Annotated in this window: 14 protein-coding genes; 3 read left to right on the top strand and 11 right to left on the bottom strand. The window is 42.9% G+C overall.

The window, feature by feature from the left end:
- Positions 1-27: 27 nt before the first annotated feature.
- The 6 genes from OZ401_RS09300 to OZ401_RS09275 all read right to left on the bottom strand — a co-directional run bounded on the left by OZ401_RS09300 (position 28) and on the right by OZ401_RS09275 (position 7,159).
- Positions 28-1,125, bottom strand: a complete 1,098-nt coding sequence (locus OZ401_RS09300; RefSeq protein ID WP_341467954.1) for a GNAT family N-acetyltransferase — start codon at positions 1,123-1,125, stop codon at positions 28-30.
- A 197-nt stretch (positions 1,126-1,322) separates the two neighbouring features.
- On the bottom strand, positions 1,323-2,363 hold the full coding sequence (locus OZ401_RS09295; protein WP_341467953.1) for a GNAT family N-acetyltransferase: 1,041 nt from the start codon (positions 2,361-2,363) through the stop codon (positions 1,323-1,325).
- Positions 2,364-2,502: 139 nt separating this feature from the next.
- Positions 2,503-3,561, bottom strand: coding sequence for a GNAT family N-acetyltransferase (locus OZ401_RS09290; protein ID WP_341467952.1), 1,059 nt, complete (start codon positions 3,559-3,561; stop codon positions 2,503-2,505).
- Between the two features lie 98 nt (positions 3,562-3,659).
- On the bottom strand, positions 3,660-4,721 hold the full coding sequence (locus tag OZ401_RS09285) for a GNAT family N-acetyltransferase (protein WP_341467951.1): 1,062 nt from the start codon (positions 4,719-4,721) through the stop codon (positions 3,660-3,662).
- Between the two features lie 282 nt (positions 4,722-5,003).
- Complete coding sequence (locus OZ401_RS09280; protein ID WP_341467950.1) at positions 5,004-6,128, bottom strand: DegT/DnrJ/EryC1/StrS family aminotransferase; 1,125 nt, start codon at positions 6,126-6,128, stop codon at positions 5,004-5,006.
- A gap of 23 nt (positions 6,129-6,151) precedes the next feature.
- Complete coding sequence (locus tag OZ401_RS09275; RefSeq protein ID WP_341467949.1) at positions 6,152-7,159, bottom strand: NAD-dependent epimerase/dehydratase family protein; 1,008 nt, start codon at positions 7,157-7,159, stop codon at positions 6,152-6,154.
- Positions 7,160-7,309: 150 nt separating this feature from the next.
- Between OZ401_RS09275 and thrB the strand changes: the two genes are divergently transcribed.
- Positions 7,310-8,344, top strand: a complete 1,035-nt coding sequence (thrB, locus tag OZ401_RS09270; RefSeq protein WP_341467948.1) for a homoserine kinase — start codon at positions 7,310-7,312, stop codon at positions 8,342-8,344.
- A gap of 48 nt (positions 8,345-8,392) precedes the next feature.
- Here thrB and OZ401_RS09265 read toward each other — a convergent pair whose 3' ends face one another.
- The 4 genes from OZ401_RS09265 to OZ401_RS09250 all read right to left on the bottom strand — a co-directional run bounded on the left by OZ401_RS09265 (position 8,393) and on the right by OZ401_RS09250 (position 15,322).
- Positions 8,393-9,553: a hypothetical protein gene (locus tag OZ401_RS09265; RefSeq protein WP_341467947.1), complete on the bottom strand. Its 1,161-nt coding sequence runs from the start codon at positions 9,551-9,553 to the stop codon at positions 8,393-8,395.
- A 17-nt stretch (positions 9,554-9,570) separates the two neighbouring features.
- Positions 9,571-10,329, bottom strand: coding sequence for a hypothetical protein (locus tag OZ401_RS09260; protein WP_341467946.1), 759 nt, complete (start codon positions 10,327-10,329; stop codon positions 9,571-9,573).
- A gap of 218 nt (positions 10,330-10,547) precedes the next feature.
- Positions 10,548-12,056 carry an FTR1 family iron permease gene (locus OZ401_RS09255; protein ID WP_341467945.1) on the bottom strand — a complete coding sequence of 503 codons (1,509 nt, stop codon included), beginning with the start codon at positions 12,054-12,056 and terminating at the stop codon, positions 10,548-10,550.
- 152 nt (positions 12,057-12,208) lie between these two features.
- Complete coding sequence (locus tag OZ401_RS09250; protein ID WP_341467944.1) at positions 12,209-15,322, bottom strand: hypothetical protein; 3,114 nt, start codon at positions 15,320-15,322, stop codon at positions 12,209-12,211.
- A gap of 263 nt (positions 15,323-15,585) precedes the next feature.
- Between OZ401_RS09250 and OZ401_RS09245 the strand changes: the two genes are divergently transcribed.
- Entirely contained in the window at positions 15,586-15,876 is a 291-nt protein-coding gene (locus OZ401_RS09245) for a hypothetical protein (protein WP_341467943.1), read from the top strand.
- A gap of 163 nt (positions 15,877-16,039) precedes the next feature.
- Complete coding sequence (locus tag OZ401_RS09240; RefSeq protein ID WP_341467942.1) at positions 16,040-19,039, top strand: DEAD/DEAH box helicase; 3,000 nt, start codon at positions 16,040-16,042, stop codon at positions 19,037-19,039.
- Here the strand turns inward: OZ401_RS09240 and OZ401_RS09235 are convergent.
- The gene (locus tag OZ401_RS09235) at positions 19,036-21,039 is read right to left on the bottom strand and encodes a PAS domain-containing sensor histidine kinase (RefSeq protein WP_341467941.1); all 2,004 of its coding nucleotides are present in this window, start codon (positions 21,037-21,039) and stop codon (positions 19,036-19,038) included. The genes OZ401_RS09240 and OZ401_RS09235 overlap by 4 nt on opposite strands.
- Between the last annotated feature and the right edge of the window lie 8 nt (positions 21,040-21,047).

The raw sequence follows: 21,047 nt of genomic DNA, 5'->3' as shown, positions 1-21,047 counted from the left end.
GCTTATAGATATTCGGATACATTGGGCTTATCGGGTTACTTCTAACCGATCTTGCTCTTCAACTTTTCCAGAATATCCAGCATCTATGCTTGGTGTTAAAACTTCCGGTTTGTGGAAAGTTTTAGACAGTTTATGACTCATTGAGAGTAAAGCAGTTCTGCTAGTTTTTGCTAGCCGTTTCATCGAAGTATCGTGAAATAACATATTAGCGCTAAGTGAAATTGTACCCAAACTGGCTTTATAAGCTATTACTCCTTCGATACCCCCACTTGTGTCTAAATCATACCACCAGTAGCCGCCATCACAACTCTGTTTGATTAATTCATAATCCAACAAGTTCGAGGCATAACTTTTGGCATAATCCCGCAAAACCGATTTGTTCCATGATACAACATGTTTGTTATGATAAAATCTAACAGCGCCACCAATTATTTTACCATCAAGCTTAACTATCCATACTTTTACGTTTTTAGTACCGCTCTTCAAAATCGAATCGTACAAGCGCCAGTCAAATTTTTCCCCTTGTATATTATCACCCCAACGATCTACTGCGGCTTCATAAACCTTGTAATATTCTCGCCAGTCTTCAAGAGTAGTACCCTCTTCAAAAGTTACCCCAGCCTTTCTGGCACGATCCGCATTTCTTATTGCGGATCGGTGTTCTCTAAACCAGTAATCTTTAATTGATTCGAAGCCCGGTCGCAAATCTATAACTTGCGTATAATCCGTTAAATTCCAAGGAATACTATTAGTAGGAAAACTTTGATCAAAAGGATTTTGCCGAAGGAGTATGTTCATACTAGTTGCATAAGCATAAAGAGCATTATGATGCGCCTCAGATAGGTGACTCAAGCTCAACCATCCGCCATATTTCCACTCAGGGGCAGATAGATATTGCTTAATCAAACCAAAGCTGATATCTCGTACCATCATGGGGTAAAGCACTTCAGTTCCATCATTAAATGTTATATATTTAGTAGCATTACGCAGTTTCCCGGATTGATACGTTCTCCATATCTCAGACCATTCTCTGGTATGGAAAAAGGTCGCATATTCACAATGGTTAGTCACTCGATCCCATTGCTGTGGGGTAGCTTCTTCTACTTTAACTATTTTAATGCTCATCTATTTTTATTAACTCCTAATCGGTACTAAACTTGAGCCAATTATTTACATGCCTAACTTGATTGTTTTCCAAATATTTTGAAGCTAATCTGGACTTGTAAAAATTGGATTAGACCGACTCTCCTAAAACTAGTTAAACTTCACAATATGAAACAAGGCTGCTTTGAACTATAAATGTGCTGCATACTTTGTGCTGTTTATTGATGGCTAGGAATAGCTTTCTGTAAACGTCCTTTTGCAGTCCTTAGCTTGGTAACTGTTTCCCAACGTACGCGCTCGTATGCTTTTAAAGAAGAGCTTTTATGGGTCAATATACTACCATCCATATTCTCACAGCCTAGACCTATTTTATAGTCTATAACACCCGGGTCATCTCCGCCTCTACCCATATCAAACCACCAATAGCCTTGTTGGGCGTAATATTCTATACGCTGAAGGTCAAGATATTTGGGGGCTTTGAGATTAAAATATTCTTTTAGACCACCCTTAAACCATGCTGTAGCAGTATGATTATGGCAAAAGACCATATTGCCCGCAACCATTTTCCCATCTGCCCAAGCTGCCCATAGCTGCGCTTTATCTGGGGCTTGCTTGTGAAACGCTTCAAGCACAGACCAAGAATATAGCATAGGACCATCCCAACGTTTGGAAGATTCTAGATACAATTGGTAGAACTCACGCCATTCCTCCAGCGTAGTGGCGATGCTTACAGTCACACCACGGTTGGGCGCTTGGCGCGCCTGCCTGAGAAATTCTTTATTAAACTTTTTTTTAAGCGACTCGGTACCGCCCCGCATATCTATTATCATATTATGGTTATTCTCATCTTCACGCTCGAAACCGGGGTACAACGACACCGGGCGAAAGGGGCTTTGCCTCCATAAGAGATTATAGCGGGTTAGATACTGGAACAGTACTTGCTCGTGTGCGGCTGTTATCTCATGTTCGCTTAGAAAACTGGCGGGTCTATCATCTGGTGACATTGAGTAAAGGTGAATAATTCCCTTGAACTTTTTATACTTCACCATTGGCAGTAGCATTTCTATTCCGTCACTAAAGCGAAGGAGTTGAGAGGCATCTTCTGGAACTAGATTATTAAAATGAGGATTGGGATTTGAACAGAGAACCTTATGCCAAATATGGGTTTGGTAGAAAGTAGCATAGTCGCATTTGTTTTCAATTCTTTCCCATTGTTCGGGAGTAGGTTTGGAAATACTGTCAATTCTTAGAACACTCATTTTGAATGTATCTCCTAGGCAATTAGTTGACTTTTTAGAACAAATAAATAAAGAAATTGAGTAATATTATGCGATTTTTTGTCATAAGCCTTGAAGTTAGCAAAGATAATTTAAAATCAGCATAAAGGAGAGCTAGAATTTAGCTCCCACCATTATTTTCCTGACGGGCTGACATAGCTTTCTGCAAACGCCCTTTCAAGGGTTGTAATCTGCTAATTGATTCCCACCGTACTCGCTCATATGCCTTCAATGAAGGGTTCTTATGGATCAGATGGCTAATTTCCATTTTCTCGCACCCTAAACGAGCCTTATACTCAACTATACCTGGGTCGATTGCACTACCCATGTCATACCACCAATAGCCTTCTTGGGCGTAATACTCTAAATGTTGTAAGTCGAGATACTTGGGGGCTTTGAGATGAAAATATTCCTTCAATGAACCGTGAATCCATCCAGTAACAGTATGGTTATGGCAAAAAACAATATTTCCTGCTATTATTTTGCCATCCGCCCAAGCTGCCCATAACTGAACTTTATCAGAAGCTTGATTGTAAAATGCTTCAAATACAGACCAAGAGTATATCTTGGGATAATCCCAGCGTTTTGTAGATTCCAGATACACCTCATAGAACTCTCGCCATTGCTCTAGTGTCTCGGCTTTACCTACTGTAACACCAAGTTTGGGGGATTGGCGTGCATGCCTCAAAAAACCCTTGTGAGATGTTTCCCACTTTTTCCTAAGCTCTTCAACCCCTCCACGCATATCTAATACCCAAATGTTGTCTTCCTCACAATCAAAGCCAGAATAGAATGACAAGGGTTTGAACGGGTTCTGCCGCCAAGAGAGGTTATAGTGGCGTAGATGCTGAACCAATACCTGTTCGTGTTCGGCTGTTATCTCGTCCTTGCTTAGAAAATTACCATATTTATTATCTGGTGACATAGAATACAGGTGGAAAATGCCTTTGAGCTTTTTATATCTGACCAGAGGTAGCAACATTTCTACTCCATCGCTAAAGCGAATGAGTTGAGAAACATCTTCGGGAATTTGATTGTCACAATAGGGGTTAGGATTTGAACAGAGTACATTATGCCACATATGGGTTTGATAGAAAGTAGCATAGTCACAGTTGTTTTCGATACTTTCCCATTGTTCGGGCGTAGGTTTAGAGATAGTGGCAATTCTTAGGCTATTCATTTCGGACGTGTCTCCTAGAGTGGTATATGACCTTAACTTGTATAAACTCTTCTTAGCATTGAACTTGCTGAGCTGTGTTGTTATCCTCAAAAGTGTAGTCATGACCCAACTCCGATTAATTTTTTGTAACCAGGAATAGCTTTCTGCAAACGCCCTTTCAAGGGTTGTAATCTGCTAATTGATTCCCACCGTACTCGCTCATATGCCTTCAACGAGGGGTTCTTATGGGTTAGGTATCCACCTTCCATTTTCTCGCACCCTGTACGAGCCTTATACTCAGCAATACCTGGGTCGATTGCACTACCCATGTCATACCACCAATAGCCTTCTTGGGCGTAATACTCTAAATGTTGTAGGTCGAGATACTTGGGGGCTTTGAGATGAAAATATTCCTTTAACCCACCTTTAAGCCAGGCAGTAACAGTACGACTATGGTAAAAGACTATTTGTCCTGCTATTATTTTGCCATCCGCCCAAGCTGCCCATAACTGAACTTTATCAGAAGCTTGATTGTAAAATGCTTCAAATACAGACCAAGAGTATATCTTGGGATAATCCCAGCGTTTTGTAGATTCCAGATACACCTCATAGAACTCTCGCCATTGCTCTAGTGTTTCGGCTTTACCTACTGTAACACCTCGGTTGGAAGCTTGGCGCGCATGCTTTAGAAAATCTTTGTGAGATGTTTGCCACCTTTTCCTAAGCTCTTCAACCCCTCCACGCATATCTAATACCCAAATGTTGTCTTCCTCACAATCAAAGCCAGAATAGAATGACAAGGGTTTGAACGGGTTCTGCCGCCAAGAGAGGTTATAGCGGCGTAGATGCTGAACCAATACCTGTTCGTGTTCGGCTGTTATCTCGTCCTTGCTCAGAAAACTACTATTGACATTATCTGGTGACATAGAATACATGTGAAAAATGCCTTTGAGCTTTTTGTATCTAACCAGAGGCAGCAGCATTTCTACTCCATCGCTAAAGCGAATGAGTTGAGAAGCATCTTCGGGAATTTGATTGTCACGATAGGGGTTAGGATTTGAACAGAGTACATTATGCCACATATGGGTTTGATAGAAAGTAGCATAGTCACAGTTGTTTTCGATACTTTCCCATTGTTCGGGCGTAGGTTTAGAGATAGTGGCAATTCTTAGGCTATTCATTTCGGACGTGTCTCCTGAGCTGATAACTATATTCTTTGTAGAGGGAGTGGCAATGGATTTTAAACTGTTGAACATTAAATGAAACTCACCATAAGCTATTAAAGACTAAGCCCTATAGGACATATATACAAATATGATATACACTAAGTATACTTATGGCAATATAGCAGTTGCTCATTAAATTTTGTTAGGCTGCAATACTTAATTACTAGATAGTAATTTTAGTTTGAGCAGGGCAATAAAGGCTGTAAAACAGCCTTACCAGATTCTTAAATAAATAGCTTAAAAGGGGAAGTTTTGAATGCTTTCGGCGATGTACTCTACATGCTCAAGGGGCAATTCGGGGAAAATAGGTAAGCTTATTATCCGGTCAGCCGTATCTTCAACCTGCGGTAAACTGCCTTTACCCAAACCCAGCCACTCATAGGCTATTTGTAAGTGTGCCGGAATTGGATAGTGTATGCCTGTGCCAATTCCAAGTTCTTTTAGATAAATTTGAAATGTATTTCTTACAATAGTAGATGACAATTTTAATACATACAAATGATAGATATGTTGCCCATAACCTTTTTCGAGCGGGGTTTCTAGGGGCAATCCTTCCAGAAGGCGGTTATAAAGAGCGGCTCTCTCACGCCGTGCCAGGTTCCAAGCCTTCAAATGAGGCAATTTCACCCTCAAAATCGCCGCTTGTATTTCATCCAAACGACTATTCAAACCCATAAGTTCATGGTTATAGCGCTCGCGCTGTCCCCCATTGCGTAAACGCACCAACCTATCGGCTATTTCCGAGTCATTAGTAACAACTGCGCCACCATCACCATAACAGCCGAGATTCTTGGAAGGATAAAAACTATAAGTTCCGACATGCCCAATTGTGCCAGTATATTTCCCTTTATAAGTTGTGCCGTGTGCCTGACAGCTATCTTCAACAATAAAGAGACTATAGTTATTTGCAATTTGCACAATGGGATCGAGATCGGCGGACTGTCCGTACAAATGAACCGGCACGATGGCTTTCGTGCGATGGGTTATAGCAGCTTCGATTAATTCGGGATTTATCAAACCTGTATCAGGGTCAATATCAACCAGCACCGGCTTTGCGCCGGTAGCCGATATTGCCAGCAGAGTAAACAGGGCGGTCTGTGGGGTGGTAATTACCTCATCACCGCTACCAACGCCACAAGCCATCAAGGCAAGCTGAATTGCATCTGTACCGTTCGCAACGCCGAATACGTGCTTTACCCCAAGGTATTCAGCAAATTCTTTTTCAAATGCGCTACACTCTTCGCCTAAAACAAAAAAGCTGCGCTCTAAAACCCGCTCGATTGCAGTATCGATTTCCTTCCGCAAAAGGTTATACTGGCTTTTTGTTTCAAATATTGGAATGTTACCTACAACATTAGCCAAACTAATAACTCCTCTGAGTATTATTAAAAATAATATTCCTTGTATTTATCATAATATTCTATAGTGTGCTTCAGTCCGGTACGCAAATCGATAGTGGGTTCCCAACCGAGCATTGCTTTTATTTTACGATAGTCGCCATAATAATCTCCAATCGAGATAGCTTTTTTCGCAGGCGGCCAAGGTACAAGCCGATAACTGCCCCGTTTTGCTAACTCAATCATAGTTTCTACTTGTTGCAGCAAAGAGTAGGGGGCACCACCCAGATTAAAAAAATGACCGTTACTTGCTTCTATCGCACCGACTCTTAAGAAAGCATCAACCACATCATCCACATAATTCAAATCTCGAAGCTGAGAACCATCTCCGAATAACTGGGTTTCCTTATTTTCCAGTATCAATCGGAGTAACCAGCCCTGACTGGTCAAGCGATTATCTTTCATCCACTGCCGGGGACCATAGCAATTGGTCAGGCGTAGAGAGGCAGTCCGCATCCCATAAACGCTATGGTACAACAAGTGATAACGCTCACCTGCTGCTTTATTAATCCCATTTACATCCACAGGACGAACTAAATGATTTTCATCTACCGGCAGATAATCTGGATTGCCATAAATCTGCCGTGTTCCCGCATACACTATTTTAACGGTGGGATTTATCTTGCGGCAAGTTTCTAGTAGAGCTAACTGACTGCGACAATTTATTTCCAAATCGGTAAAGGGGTCAGACATACTATCGAGGTGACTAATCTGACCTGCTAAATTAAAAATATAGTCAATATCATTTACCAAATAGGACATGGAATTTTGATCGCGCACATCCGAGATATTAAAGTGAATCTTACTGATAATATCTTTCAGATTAAACAGATTCCCACCATAGGTTGGGATCATCGAATCAACTAAGGTTACATACGCTCCGATTTCCACCAAGCGGTGCGCCATGTTTGAACCAAGAAATCCCGCTCCCCCGGTAAGGAGAACTTTACTGCCTTTATATGCGGTCAGATAATTATGTTGGTTAAAATCCGGCAAATTAAAGCCCCTTTCGTTAGAAAATCAGTAGCTAATCTAAACCATTATATAACATCTATTACCCGCCTTGTTGACAGGCTGCAAGCGCGGCTTTATCATAATTCAGCATTATATTTAGAAATAGCCTGGCAAGGTAAAGGGAGAAAACGATTGCGTATCAGAGTAAAAGTTCCAGCCTCATCTGCAAATCTTGGTTGTGGATTCGATGCCTTTGGATTGGCATTGGCGCTATACACCGATTTTATATTTGAAAGTGGAACCCATGAAGGGGAGATGTTGGTTGTAAGAGGCGAGGGAGCCGATAAACTATTAAAAGAACGTTGTAAGCTGGTATATGACGCAATTAGAGTTTACGAGGGTTATACCGGTTATAAAGTGCCCAGTTTTAAGCTGGAAATTGAAAACCGGATTCCTTTGGGTAGGGGTTTGGGAAGTAGCGCCGCCGCCATCGTAGGCGGGTTGGTTGGAGCAGATGCGCTTTGCCGTCGCGCTTATGGTGGTATCAATTACCCTTCCACTAACCAACTGGTTAGACTCGCTACGGAAATAGAAGGTCATCCCGATAATGTATCAGCAGCATTATTAGGCGGTTTGACACTGGCGGTTTCAGCGCCTGCCGCCGCTGCCCCATATTTTGGTTCCAATGCCAGTGATAACGAGCATGAGGATACAGCCCCCGCAGAATTTAAAAACATCGATGGTGGTCCGGCTTGGCGTAACCCATTGGTTGTATCCCTTCCCACTCCCGCAAATCTGACAACGGTAGTATTTATACCGTCTTTTGAAATGAGCACCAAAGAAGCACGTGCTGTTTTACCGCCAAGCGTTACAATGCAAGACGCTGCCCACAACTCCAGCCGAGCCGCCTTATTTATAGCCGCTTTCACTGCTCCCGGTGGAAAATTGGAATGGCTGGCAGAAGCAATGAATGACCGCTTGCATCAGCCTTATCGTGGTCAAATTTTCCCGCAGCTTCCTGCTTTGATTGATGGCGCACAAAGAGCGGGTGCATACGGCGCGGCACTCAGTGGTGCGGGGTCGGCGGTGTTAGCCTTTACTACTCGCGAAAGAGTCCCGCAAATCCATGAGGCTTTTCTGAAAACAGCACGAGAATTGGGTTTAAATGGGCGTACCGAACAATTAGAAATTGCGCTGGGTGGGCCGCTAATCGGGTACGAGCTATAGGTAAAAGGGTGGGCACAACCTTATCTGCATGAGATTGTGCCTCTACTACTACAAGAATTCTTCTAGACGGGCGGCGAGTGAAAAATCCGGCTTTTCTTTGGCGATATATTCAGCACGCATAGTCGGTAAATCCACCATAAGCAACGCAGCCTGTTGCAACAATTTAACCCCCGTCAAATAATCCTGAACGTGGATATTTTCAGTTGCAAGATAAGGCTTGCCCGGTGAGTCATCGGAGACATTGTGATAATTGCCCAATGGAAAAGCTAATCCGGTTGCCTTATAACCGTTCAAAATAGCTGAACTGGCTTCGCATCGTCCCCCGGTCATTAACTGTCGCTGGATTTTGACAGGTTGAGGGGCACGTGCCACTAAATCACAGCCCATCTTGAGAGCGGCTCGATTCAAAACAAACTCTGCTTCTGAATCAAAGGTAGAAAAACGATCACCTGTTCTGATTACAGGTCCTTCACCTTGAATTGCACCGGGCAAAGCCTTACTGGCTTCAATCGAAACTACCAAAGTATCTAGCGGTAAAGCGCCGGATTGAAAAACCATATCTGCGCCAACTAAGCCCACTTCTTCGGCTCGGGTAAAAACACCGTATAAATTGACTTCAGCATCGTCAGTTGCAACTTTATGTAAAGTTAAAAGAGCAGAGGCACAACCAACCAAATCATCTATAACCCGCGCATAAATAAAATCATCGCTAATTTGAAAATCAAGTAAATCCCAAATCCCAAATTTATAGCCTTCCGGTAGTTCAATCTCAGTGTGAATATACAATTCAACCTTACGAGGAGGTAGAGCCTCAGCTTTGTAGCCAACTATTTTCCCTGCCACAAAAGGCTGGGAAGAATCAAGGCTGTAAATTTTAACCTGCGGCGCTCCTTCAAAACAAAGCGGATTAACCCCACCTAACAAGAGAGCAGTCAGGTTTGCGGTTGGAAGGCTTTCAGGAGCGTTTGCTGCGGTTATTTCAAACGCGGGATGGTCGGTATGCGCCATCAGGGCTAGCGGGCGAATATTCTCACCCTTAGAATAATGCGCCAGAATATTCCCCCAACGGTCAACCGTATAGGGAATACTGTATTGCTTTAGAAAAGCTTCGATATAAGCTAGGATATTATTTTCAAAAAACGAGGCAGTCGGGATAGAAACTAAATCACGTAGGGTGTTTAGACAAAATTCTTCGTAAGCTGAATCCATTTAGTTCGCGCTTCCTTTTACTGTTTTGAACTGCGCAATACACCGCTACGGCGTTTGAGTAGAATGCGGGTGAAAGGAATGCGTACTTCCTCGAAAACCTCAATGCTAATAAGAAAGCCTATAAATATAAAAGTCACACCTAGCAAGGTCGCCAAGGAAAAGGCATCAGAACCACTCAAGTTAAAACGAGTTATAACACCGGCGCTACTGGCAGCAAAAGCACCCAACGCAATAAAAATATTACTCAATACCCTGTAAAATCTAATGCGTTTACGCCAGAAAACGAACGCACTTTGGATTGCACCAAATAAAAGAAACCCTGCCCCGAAAATATTAAAGAACGGAGTCAGTACACGAACATAACTGGGAAAGGCTTTACCCGTAATCTCATCGGTTGAATTAACTGGAAGTTGAGATACATCAACCTGCGCTGTAAATACCAACACTCCCGCAGCAATGAAACATATAAGCAGCACACCCAAAACGGGAAGGGCAATTCTACGAGAAGCAATCAGGAAGATTGTACCCATACCAAGAAATGAGCTTGTACCCATCGCGCCTGCCAAATACCAAAGCCGATAGTAGTTGGTGTATTCTATCCAACCGTTAGAAGATCCTAGAAATTGGGAAAAGGCAGCAAGGCAGAACAACAATAAACCAATAGTCCAAATGATCTGGTATGTCCGGTGACGCAGGATAAACTGGTCAAATACCATCAAAGCAAAGAGGAAACTAACGATGCTGGCGAGCAGCGGAAGTATCACCGTGAAATTCATATTTCGCACCCTTTTGTTAGGTCACCCAATTCATATGTTGACTTTGGGCAAGTTGAAATTTTGCTGTTCTCAGGTGTTGAGGTAGCCAGATTTTAACATATTTTTATAAGAACTCATATAGGGTTCTTACCTTATTTTTGTAAATTTGGAACTCAAAATACATGGGGCGAGCAACAAAAATGCCCCTTACCAACTGGAAGGGGCAGCAATTGCAAATATTATTTCGAAGCCTGAATTGAAGCATGTTTCAGGGTATTCAAGCGGGAACGGCGTATTCCCGCAAACCAGAACCCAACTCCTGCACCGAGCAAAAGTAATTGCGGGATGGTGGTTTCCCATGTGGGGAAAATTCCAAAAAAGTCACTAGTGGGCAAGAATGTATTGGTATTAGACGATATAACATTGGCTACTTGCAAAGAGTGGATACCCGTTCCTAAAAATTTGAAGCAAAGGTAGAAAACCAGAATACTGGCTACTATAAAGAATGGGCGTAAAGGTATTCGTACTCCCACTACCATTATTAAAATACCAATTACCAGCATAATTGCCAACCCAATGCCCAAACCGACTAGCAGGTCAAATAGACTGATTGCGCCTGCCATGCCAAGCAAAAATAATACGGTTTCAGCGCCTTCCCGGAACACTGCCAAAAATGCCAGCAAAGCCAAACCAAACAAACTACCTTTTGCCAACGCATTGCTGGTTTTTGCACTGATATAGCGTTGCCATTCCCTTATGTTAGACTTGCTATGCAGCCAATAGCTAACATAGACGAGCATTGCCGCTGCAAATAAACCGACAAAGCCCTCCATTACTTCCCGGTTGCCGCCGCTAAAAGCGTTGGTGAAAATCAACTGAATCAGTACCGCCAGCACAATGCTTATTCCCAACCCCCCTATAGCGCCGCTCCAAACCCATTTCTGTCCGCTTTTATTATCCGATTTTCGCAAGAACGCCAGTAAGGCAACCAAAACCAGCAGAGCTTCCAGACCTTCCCGCAAAATTATTGCTACCGCATCGAATATGCCATAGTTCCCGGCATTGTTAAATGGCTCCAGCCGCGCATACATTCGATCCAAAACTTCTTTAGCTTGAGGTGAGTTTTGAGAAAGCAAGTTGAAAGCTAGGCTCATATCATTTTCAGTACCGGTATATGCCTCTACCGAGCGAGTTTTTATTTGCCCCTCCACCTCTAGCCATGCCACCTGAAACTCTTTTACCTCGTTTAGCGCAGAGGCATAGTTACCACTGATAACATAATTGCGAGCGTCATCAAGCTTGCCCAGCACAGTGCTTACCGTAGGCGTGCTATCAACTGCTGTGGCGCTATCACCGGATGCGCTACTCTGAATGAAGGCGATGTTTATATCGTACAGATTGTCCAGCGTTTCAGCCACTTTAGCGGCATTCTGTGTGGCAAAGGCTTCGGTAATATCGCGCATTTTGTTTTCAATATCAAGGTAAGTTTGTCTGGATTTTTCCTTTACCCCGTCTTCAACCGTACTCCATGAGCTTTCAAAAGTCTTGTAGGCTTTCTGCGCCGCCGCTAAATCTCCTGACTTAGCCAGTGAAAGCGCCGTTTCTACGTTGGTGTTAAGCTGCTGAAGCTCTTCCTCTGGACTGGCGGCTTGCACCGGAATTGCAAGAAAACTTAAAAGAAGAACAGGCAATAATATTAGTACCCACAACCGGATTTTCGAAGGTTTCACAAAGATAGCGGAATTCATCTTGTCTGGCTCCCACACATTTATTGGTTAATAGCCGGATTAATCATTGTTAGTATATGCTAATGTTTTTATATTGTCAAGGCTAACAATAAAATGAGCCTGCATATAATCGCAAGCTCATTTCTAGCTACTCTTTTGGGGATTACTACAACCTAGCTACTACTGCTATTATCAAATGAAGTACATTTGAATATGTTTTCAAATGTTCCACCCGAATTTACAAAGGTATTAGTCACCAGCTTCATTTTTTTGAACTTCACTCCAATTATTTGCAGCCTATACTGGGTGCTCAGAGCATGACTCGTCAAGTTTGTACCGTCAATAACAATACTAGGCCCGTTTATACAATCGGTTAACTCTCCAATTTTAAGCTCCTTATTGATTACAGGCAGAGTACTGCCGGACACAAATGTAATCGGCTGGTTAGCCTCAAGCCTAAAAGTTATGGTATCACCGGAGTTGGCGTTAGCAATTGCGTATGAGAAAGTTCCTTTAGCACCATCATCTGTATTTTTATATACTAAGGTTTTCGGTGTTTCATTTACCGTCATTAAAAAAGTATCTCCGGTACTACTACCGAGCTTTGCTGTCAGGGTATAAGCAGAAGCATTTGCAGTGGAATCTTTATAATAAACATCTATTCCGACAGTGCCCGCCGGAATGGTGGCTGCGCCAGAGGCTATGCTAGAATAACTACCATTAGCAAGGGTGAAGAAAGAACCGGTACCACTTGAACTGGTAAGATTAACGATACTATCGGTATCACTTACCATCCGATTGCCATTAGCATCAACCAACTGAACATGTATTGCGGTCGAATAAACATCGGCAGGAACTGTGGTGGGGTGGCTCGTAAATTTTACATCGCTTGGCGGATTAGTGCTAAAGCGCAATACCCGATTATTGCTTCTATCCACAACATACAACCTACCGTAAGCGTCGGTTGCAAGACCTTCCATAGCATTGGTTAATTTATCAGTCAGACCAAACTTACTGTTGCTCAAGCCTGCTGATTTGGAAGTAAGATCTGATTGTCCCAAAACCCCATCGGCGGCTTGCCCATTGGTAGCTGGAATCACAGAGCCTTTGTAACTCCAATACAGTACGCGCGCATTACCGCTATCGGCGATAAAAAGATTACCATTGGGATCAATAGCTATACCGCGTTGGTAATACATAGTATCGGCATACGCATTAAGCGGGTAATCAGTGGCAGAGACCATATCAGGTTGACCCAAAACTTTGGTAGCGGTTGTTCCTCCTGAGTCAAAAGGAGTGGGGAAGAATAGAGTGCGATGGCGATAATAATCATTTACATAGAGGTTACCTTTCCCATCAACCACAATACCGCTGGTTTCAAAGGTATTAGATGAAGTGCTTGGGTCAGAATATTGAATTGGTGCATCAATAAAACTGGTTTTTCCTATTACCAGACTTGGAACAGAGCTTACCTTAGGAGTAGGATAAGCTAAAACCCGTTGATTTTTGGTATCAGAAATGTAGAGACGGTTTGGGTTTACACTAGAATCTACAGCTACCCAACCCGGATTACGTAAAGTAGTTTGAGAGGGTGTCCAGTTATCATTATAAGTTGTCAAGTCCGGTTGTCCAAAGACACGATCGGCTATAGTATCGGTAGCAAAGGGATTCAGATAGAGCACTACTCTATTATTACCGCTGTCAGCTACGTAGAGGTTGCCATCGACATCTACCGCAAGACCCTTAGGTAAACTCAAGGAGGAGGCGGTTGGAGGGTCTGGCATAGCTACGCTCCAAAAATTAGGCTGACCGATTACAATATCGGCAGGCGCGTTATTATTTGCCAGTGAACTTGAGTTCCAGCCCAGCACCCGGTGATTTGCGGTATCGGCTACATAGAGGCGATTTCGTACTTTGTCATAAACTACGCCACCGGGGGTTTTTAGCATAGCAGAGTCTGCAAGTGCATTAGCACCCCCAGATGTAAAAGTGGTTTGACCGAGTACAAAATCAGCAGCAGGCGGTACAGTTGAGGGACTGGTATATTCCAGCATCCGATTATTTACCGTATCTATCACAAACAAGTTGCCTGAAGCATCAACTTTTACATCTTGCGGTCCCCAAATACTATCATTTGCAGTGCCGGAAGTCTTGGTAGTAAAGCTTCCTTGTTGCCCGAAAACCAAACTAGCTTGAGAGTCGCCAGCGAAGGGGCTATTAAATTTTAAAACGCGGTGGTTCAATTTATCTGCCACATACAAATTCTGAGGAGTATTAGCATCAAACGCAACACTGTTAGGACTGTTTAAACTCTTATTAGTAGGGGGATTAGTTGCAGAGTTGGAGGTAAAATAACCTCCTTGACCAAATACATTATTAGCTGAGAGATTATAGGTTGCTGAAAGAGGACTGGTATAAAGTAAAATCCTGTTATTATCGCTATCGGCAACTGCCAAAACGCCTGAACCGTTAACAGCTAGACCGCGCGGATTTGATAAAGTATTTATTCCGGGAGTAGCACTTTGATTTGCTGAATTAGAAGTAAGATCTGATTGTCCAATAACACGGTCGGCGGCAGGACTAGCTACCAAAGGGGTATCATATTCCAGAACACGGTTATTGCTTGAGTCAGCTATAAAAAGATGCCCTGACGAATCGACTGCTACCCCATTCGGATTGGAGAAATTATCGGCAGTTGCGCCACTACCTTTGGTGATAAAACTGCCGCCTTGCCCTAGTACATAACCGGCGGCTTTACCGGTATATGATGAAAATGTACTGTTATAGGCAAATACCAGAACTCGGTTATTTCCGCTATCCGCCACATAGAGATTGCCGGATGAATCCAGCGCCAGCGCAGTTGGGGCATTCATACTTGAGGAAGTTGGGGCAGGAGCAAGGTTATTTCTAAAATTAGCTTGCCCAAGCACAATATCTGCCATGCGGCCGCTTACTATAGGAGTGCTTATATTCCAACCCAAAACCCGATTATTGCCTGTATCAGAAATAAATAGACGGTGGTGGGGAGTGTCAATTACGAGTCCGCTGGGAGAGGAGATGCCCGCTGCGCTAAGAAGATTGCTGGTAGTAAAATCAGTCTGACCAAGTACTAGATTAGCGGTTGAGGAAACGCTAGGCGCTGCAATTACTTCAGGAACTTTGAAAAGAGTGGCTGCTAACGTAATGATTAAAATGCTGACGAGGCTGGCGACAGCTAACGCTCCTGCAATATACCATTTCCGTTTACTTAACCCACTTAAAGGCAAGGACATTTTAGAGCTACTCAATTTTCTTAAACCCCCCGGATATATACATTTACAATATTAGGATGATGCTATAACGCCTGTTTCAGAAATGCAGTAATGCTCAAAACTCTGATACGCCTACACTTAATTAGCAGTACACTTAATTATAGATTTGATTAGTAAAGTAACTATTACAAAATACTACAAAATCAATTACTAAGCTGTAATTTGCATGACACTTACCAAGAGCTTTATGCTATAATATTATTTACCTGTTATTTACCTTTTGCTAATGGAGGGGTTGTATGCCCAGTGTTAATAATATTAGCGAGTTAGTATTTTTTGGTTTAATAGCCGCCGGTTTAACGGTTGTAATTTTGCTAGGCGTTAAATACAGTCCAGCAAGTAGGCGCAAGGATGAAGAGGAAGAAAATTGGGATATTAACAACCTTTCTCCCCTTCCCCCAAGAGCATCCTATGCTGATCCGGTTTCAACAAAAGTTATTCCCGCCAGCCTGCTAGTATTTGGAATAGGGGTAACGGCAGCTTTTATTTACTATTTTATTACTAGGGGTGGGTTTGGTCCGGGTAACTAAAAAAATAATATTAAACAAATTCTGATAAATTTATAAGGTTTCTTCAAATGGATTGTAAGCTGAAATCCAATTTCACTTTACATTTATCCTGTGAAGCATTATTATCATGTTTTGAAGTAATATAAAAAAGGAGACTTAATTAAGTCCGTGATAAGAGGATAACTTGGACGTAGAAAGTGAAGAGATGATAGCGCAATTTCGGAAGCGTTATCCTTTCCCCCTTGACCCATTTCAGGAAGAGGCGATCCAGGCACTGGCAGTAGGCGAGTCGGTAATGGTAACTGCCCCCACCGGTACTGGAAAAACAGTTGTTGCCGAATTTGGTATCTTTCGAGCATACACTCAACGTAAACGTGTATTCTATACCACCCCTATAAAAGCCCTCAGCAATCAAAAATTTAAGGACTTGCGTGAACAATATGGTGATGCAGTTGGGTTGCTGACAGGCGATATTATTGAAAACCCCAATGGTCACATTATTGTTATGACTACCGAAGTGATGCGTAACATGCTATTACAATCACCTTCGGAATTTACGCATACCACCTGCGTAGTATTTGATGAAATACATTACCTTGCAGATAGCGAACGTGGTACAACTTGGGAAGAGTCTATTATCCTCTGTCCTAAAAACATTCAATTGGTATGTTTATCCGCTACAATCAGCAATGCTCAGGAAGTAGCAAGTTGGATAAGCCAAACCCACCGACCCACTCGGCTGATAAGCCATTCCAAACGTAGTATTCCGCTTGCCCTATATTACTTCCTCGATGGCAAGCTAAATCAAATCATTAATAATGAAGGCAAGAAAGTCGTTGATTTCAAGGGCGTAGGTGGGGAAGCCAAGCGCGGATTCCGCAACCGACTTCGCGATTTACGAGACCCAGAAACGGATGAACGCAAACGTGAGCGCCCCGAACCTACCCAGCGTGACATAGTTGAAGCCCTAGAACAGGGTGGAATGTTGCCTGCGATCTATTTCATGTTCAGTCGAAACGATTGCGAAGTAGCTGCCGAGTTAGTGGCACTAAACCGACATAGCTCCACCCGTGACCCCAAAACCCTAGCGCAAATTGATGAAGTATGTACACGTTATCTCAATTATTTGGAAGAAGAAGACCGCAAAATTCAACAGGTCAAGACTATCATCACGTTGGTAAGGCGCGGATTTGGTTTTCATCACGCGGGGTTGTTGCCGATCCTAAAGCAACTTGTAGAAGAATTATTCAGCAAGGGCTTGATGAACGTGGTATTTGCTACCGATACACTGGCATTAGGGGTTAATATGCCGGCAAAAACGGTAGTTATTGGCAGGCTAACAAAGTTTGATGGGCAAACCCGTCGCCCGCTTATACCTAACGAATTCCAGCAAATGGCGGGTCGCGCCGGTAGGCGTGGACTCGATATACAAGGACACGTTGTAGTACCATACAGCCCTTGGATTACATTTGAAGAAACGATTCTAATCGCCACAGGTCCGTTATTACCGATTGAAAGCGCTTTTTCTGTACGCTATAACTCGGTATTAAATCTGTATGATCCTCCCGCCGGTGAGCGCATTTTGCAAATCCTGCGCAATAGTCTGATGGAATTTCAGCAGAGCAGACGCTTACGGGAATTAGCTCTAGAAGTGCAACATACTCAAAAGACTTATGATCTAGCAAAGGTCGGTTGCCTTATCGGTTTACCCGAAGGCGAAGAGTTATTGCATGAATATGACAGTCTCGGACACAAAATTCAGGAAAACCGCAATGAGGAAAGACGGGCAATAGAAGAAGAAATCCGGTTGAGAAAAAAATTAGACGAAGCGCCTTGGCATCGCCCAATGCGTGAAACGCTTCGCCAAATTTTCCGCACGCTCCAACCGGGTACATTGATTCATTGTGAGCAGAATGGCTGGGGCATATACCTAGGGCGAAGCAGCGAAGGTGGCATCGGCTTATTCATATTCGGGGACAAAACGGTCAAACTGGAAGAATATCGCACAATTGATTATATGCCCCCCGAACGTTTCCAAATTACCCTGCCTGATTCTCTCTTGAAAATCGAACGTTCAAATTTCAGCATATCTGAATGTGCAACGGCTGAGGAATTAAATGCAATTGCCGAGCAATTGCGCCAAATCAATCTGCCCGATCTGGCAACTTGGTTACGAGAAGCCCGTCAGGAAGCTTCAAATAAATATACCCCGACCCTTATAAAAGTTCAGAATCGCGCTCAGCAGACTAAAGAGCAAAGCTTGGAATTAAAAGAGCAAGAACAAAAACATCCTTGCCATAGTTGCGATGTACGGAAAAAACACCGCTCGCTACAAAAAGATTCGGCGCGATTATTGCTGGCACGCGACGAAGCCCAAAAACTTTACGATGAGCGCAAGCATTACGAGGAAGGTAGGCTGCGGGGTACGCTTAAGGGCTTGATTTCGGTTCTTAAACGCTTTAATTTTATAGATAAGGAAGGCTATCCCTCTAGTAAAAGTTTGTGGTTAAGAGATGTTTTTGATACCAATGGCTTAATAATAATCGAGATGGTTAGTCGGGGTTGGCTGGAAGGGTTACAACCGCAAGACTTGGCTGAGGTGTTTAGCTGGTTTGCCTACGACCGTGATTTTGAATTTCTTAATCGCTTTGTACTTTCGAGACCTCTAAACGAATTGCGTAAAAAACTCGATGAGCTTGAACGAGAAGTTTTTGCCGTTGAACGTCAGAATGAATTGCAAATCACGAATGGCTATAATATTTACTACTTCGGGGCGGCAAGAGCATGGTGTAGAGGGGTTAGCCTTACCAGTATTCTGGAAAAAATGCAACTGGCAGAAGGCGATATCATTATTACCTTTAACAAGACTCTTGACTTGATGCGTCAGGTACAGGACATGCTGCGAATGCACGACCCGGACAACAATCTGATACCAGTGTTGGCGGAAGCTCGCCATATGATGCGGAGGGGTGTTGTCGAGCAAATTTATAATGTCGGCTTTGGCGTGGTAAAAGAGGAGCTAGAAGCACAAGATGATGATGAGCAACCTAAACAGGACGATAGCGTGGAAGCTCAAACCAAGCTCATGCAACTTCTTGAGGAGGAAGACGAAGAAACTGATGAAGTAGCGGTTGATACTACCAACCGTCGTCGCTTCTCTCGCAAACGAAACCGTCGGACTTAATCGAACGACGGTAACATTATAAAAAAGGTAGAGCCAATTCCCGGTTTACTGGTAGCCCATAAATGCCCGTTATGTAGTTCAATCAGTTTCTTGGTAAGCGCTAAGCCCAACCCGCTACCGCGCTGTACAAGTTCGGAAGAATTTTTAGTGCGGTAAAAAGGCTCGAAAATATTGGGTAAATCTTCTTGATCAATTCCGATTCCGAAGTCGCGGATAGCCACCATAAACCAAGAGCTTTGAGAAGCCGCTGAGGACACGGACTGGGGCAAATTAGCTAAATTCTCGAAATATTCGCCTACTAAACAAGATACGCTTATTTCTACTGGCTTACTTTTGTCACTGAATTTAAGAGCATTACTGATCAATCGATTTAGAGCATCACTCAGTTTTTCTCTATCAGCATGGATACTGGCTTCTGACACTTTGGCACTGCTCAAAGTAACGTCAATTTTACGCTCCGGATGTGAAGCCAAAACATTCTCAATAACACTTTGTAGCAAGGTATAAAGATTAAAGTGGTTTCGGGTAAGTTCAAGTACGCCTGCCTCAATTTTTGATATATTTAGCATACTTTCAATTATTTTGCTTACCCGCATGCTTTCTTGATAAATATTGTGAAGCCATTTGCGGCGCAAAGTAGGTTCAACTTCACGAGTTAAGAGCAACTCGGCAAAACCAACAATCCCAGTCATTGGAGTACGTAATTCGTGGCTGGCAGCAGCTACAAATTGGCTTTTAAGTCGTTGTAATTGTTTTTGTTTGGTGATATTTTCAATAAGCGCACCCCAACCCATTACTTCGTGGTTGTTATCCATAATCGGGAATGTAACCAGTTGTAAATCCATTCCCAATGGTTCAAGCATCCTGATTTCGAATTCTTGGCTTTTCTCAGGGGCAGAAAGTATCTTTTTGACTTTTATGTTAAAGCCTTCTATATCACTTATTAGTGGGCTGAATTCGTCCACCAAAACTTCAAGTGGCTTTCCAACAAAATAGTTACCGGAATGACCCGTTGGTTTGGTTATACGTTTATTAATTAAAATGATATTGCCATCCAGCCCAACCACCACCAACCCTGCGCCAACGTCATTTATGATGGCATCCAAACGGCTGCGCTCCATTTCGAGATTTTGAAGCAGTTCTTTTTGAAGGCGTTCTGCCTCAAGACGTGGTCCGATATCCCGGAAGACGGACACTATCATCGTTAACTGACCATCGTCATCTATAATTGGAACCGAAATCATGTTCATAGCTACTTTTGAGCCATCAGTACGTTGCCAGAGAAGTTCACCCTCAACTGTACGTTTTTCAAGCAGCGCACGAGGGGCAGGCAGGTCATATTGATCTACATTTTGTCCATCCAACGCATAAGGGACAAACCTGCTATCCTCAAGACCGGGATCTATAGCAATGTAATCTCTATCTACTCCTAGCAAGCGATAGGCTTCAGGATTCATCCATATAATAGTGCGATGTGAACTCGATAGCATCACCCCGTCTTTGATATTATTAAAAATAATTTCCATTTCTCGTGCTTTTTCGTAATCAGCCGAAGCAGCATCTTGGAGGTGCTTCTTGCTTAGCACTTCATTGGTAGTATCAATAAAATAAAGCACTAACCCGTTTGCCTGCTCTGGATTATCAGGAGAGGTATATGGGCAGATATGTATAGATAAATAAAGTGGTTTAGGGTTTTGACCAGTCTGCGGTATCATGTAGTTAATATCACGCAGATCCAGCGGTTCATTATTTTGATAAATGTAATCTAATGCTTCAAGAAGGGATTCAGAATCGGTATGATAACCATATATTTCAGCAACTGTATGACCGATAATCTGTTCCGGCGTACTCCAGTAGACTAAATTAAGATATTTTTCGTTTCCAACCACAATTCGGTGATCAGGACCAAAAGTGGCAAGCATCCCGATAGGAGCGTGCATTACGAGCGCCTGCAAAGTGAGGAAATCTAATTGTGGAATAGTTTTGGACGAATCAATCATCTAGTGTG

The sequence above is a fragment of the Candidatus Chlorohelix allophototropha genome, from assembly GCF_030389965.1.
Lineage (GTDB): Bacteria > Chloroflexota > Chloroflexia > Chloroheliales > Chloroheliaceae > Chlorohelix > Chlorohelix allophototropha.
The sequence above is the reverse complement of the archived record's forward strand: the minus strand, read 5'-3'. Positions and strand labels throughout refer to the sequence as shown.

Excerpts from the sequence above, each read along its gene's own strand:
- OZ401_RS09300 (WP_341467954.1), bottom strand. The coding sequence starts at position 1,125 with ATGAGCATTAAAATAGTTAAAGTAGAAGAAGCTACCCCACAGCAATGG.
- OZ401_RS09295 (WP_341467953.1), bottom strand. The coding sequence starts at position 2,363 with ATGAGTGTTCTAAGAATTGACAGTATTTCCAAACCTACTCCCGAACAA.
- OZ401_RS09290 (WP_341467952.1), bottom strand. The coding sequence starts at position 3,561 with ATGAATAGCCTAAGAATTGCCACTATCTCTAAACCTACGCCCGAACAA.
- OZ401_RS09285 (WP_341467951.1), bottom strand. The coding sequence starts at position 4,721 with ATGAATAGCCTAAGAATTGCCACTATCTCTAAACCTACGCCCGAACAA.
- OZ401_RS09265 (WP_341467947.1), bottom strand. The coding sequence starts at position 9,553 with ATGGATTCAGCTTACGAAGAATTTTGTCTAAACACCCTACGTGATTTA.
- OZ401_RS09260 (WP_341467946.1), bottom strand. The coding sequence starts at position 10,329 with ATGAATTTCACGGTGATACTTCCGCTGCTCGCCAGCATCGTTAGTTTC.
- OZ401_RS09255 (WP_341467945.1), bottom strand. The coding sequence starts at position 12,056 with ATGAATTCCGCTATCTTTGTGAAACCTTCGAAAATCCGGTTGTGGGTA.
- OZ401_RS09245 (WP_341467943.1), top strand. The coding sequence starts at position 15,586 with ATGCCCAGTGTTAATAATATTAGCGAGTTAGTATTTTTTGGTTTAATA.
- OZ401_RS09235 (WP_341467941.1), bottom strand. The coding sequence starts at position 21,039 with ATGATTGATTCGTCCAAAACTATTCCACAATTAGATTTCCTCACTTTG.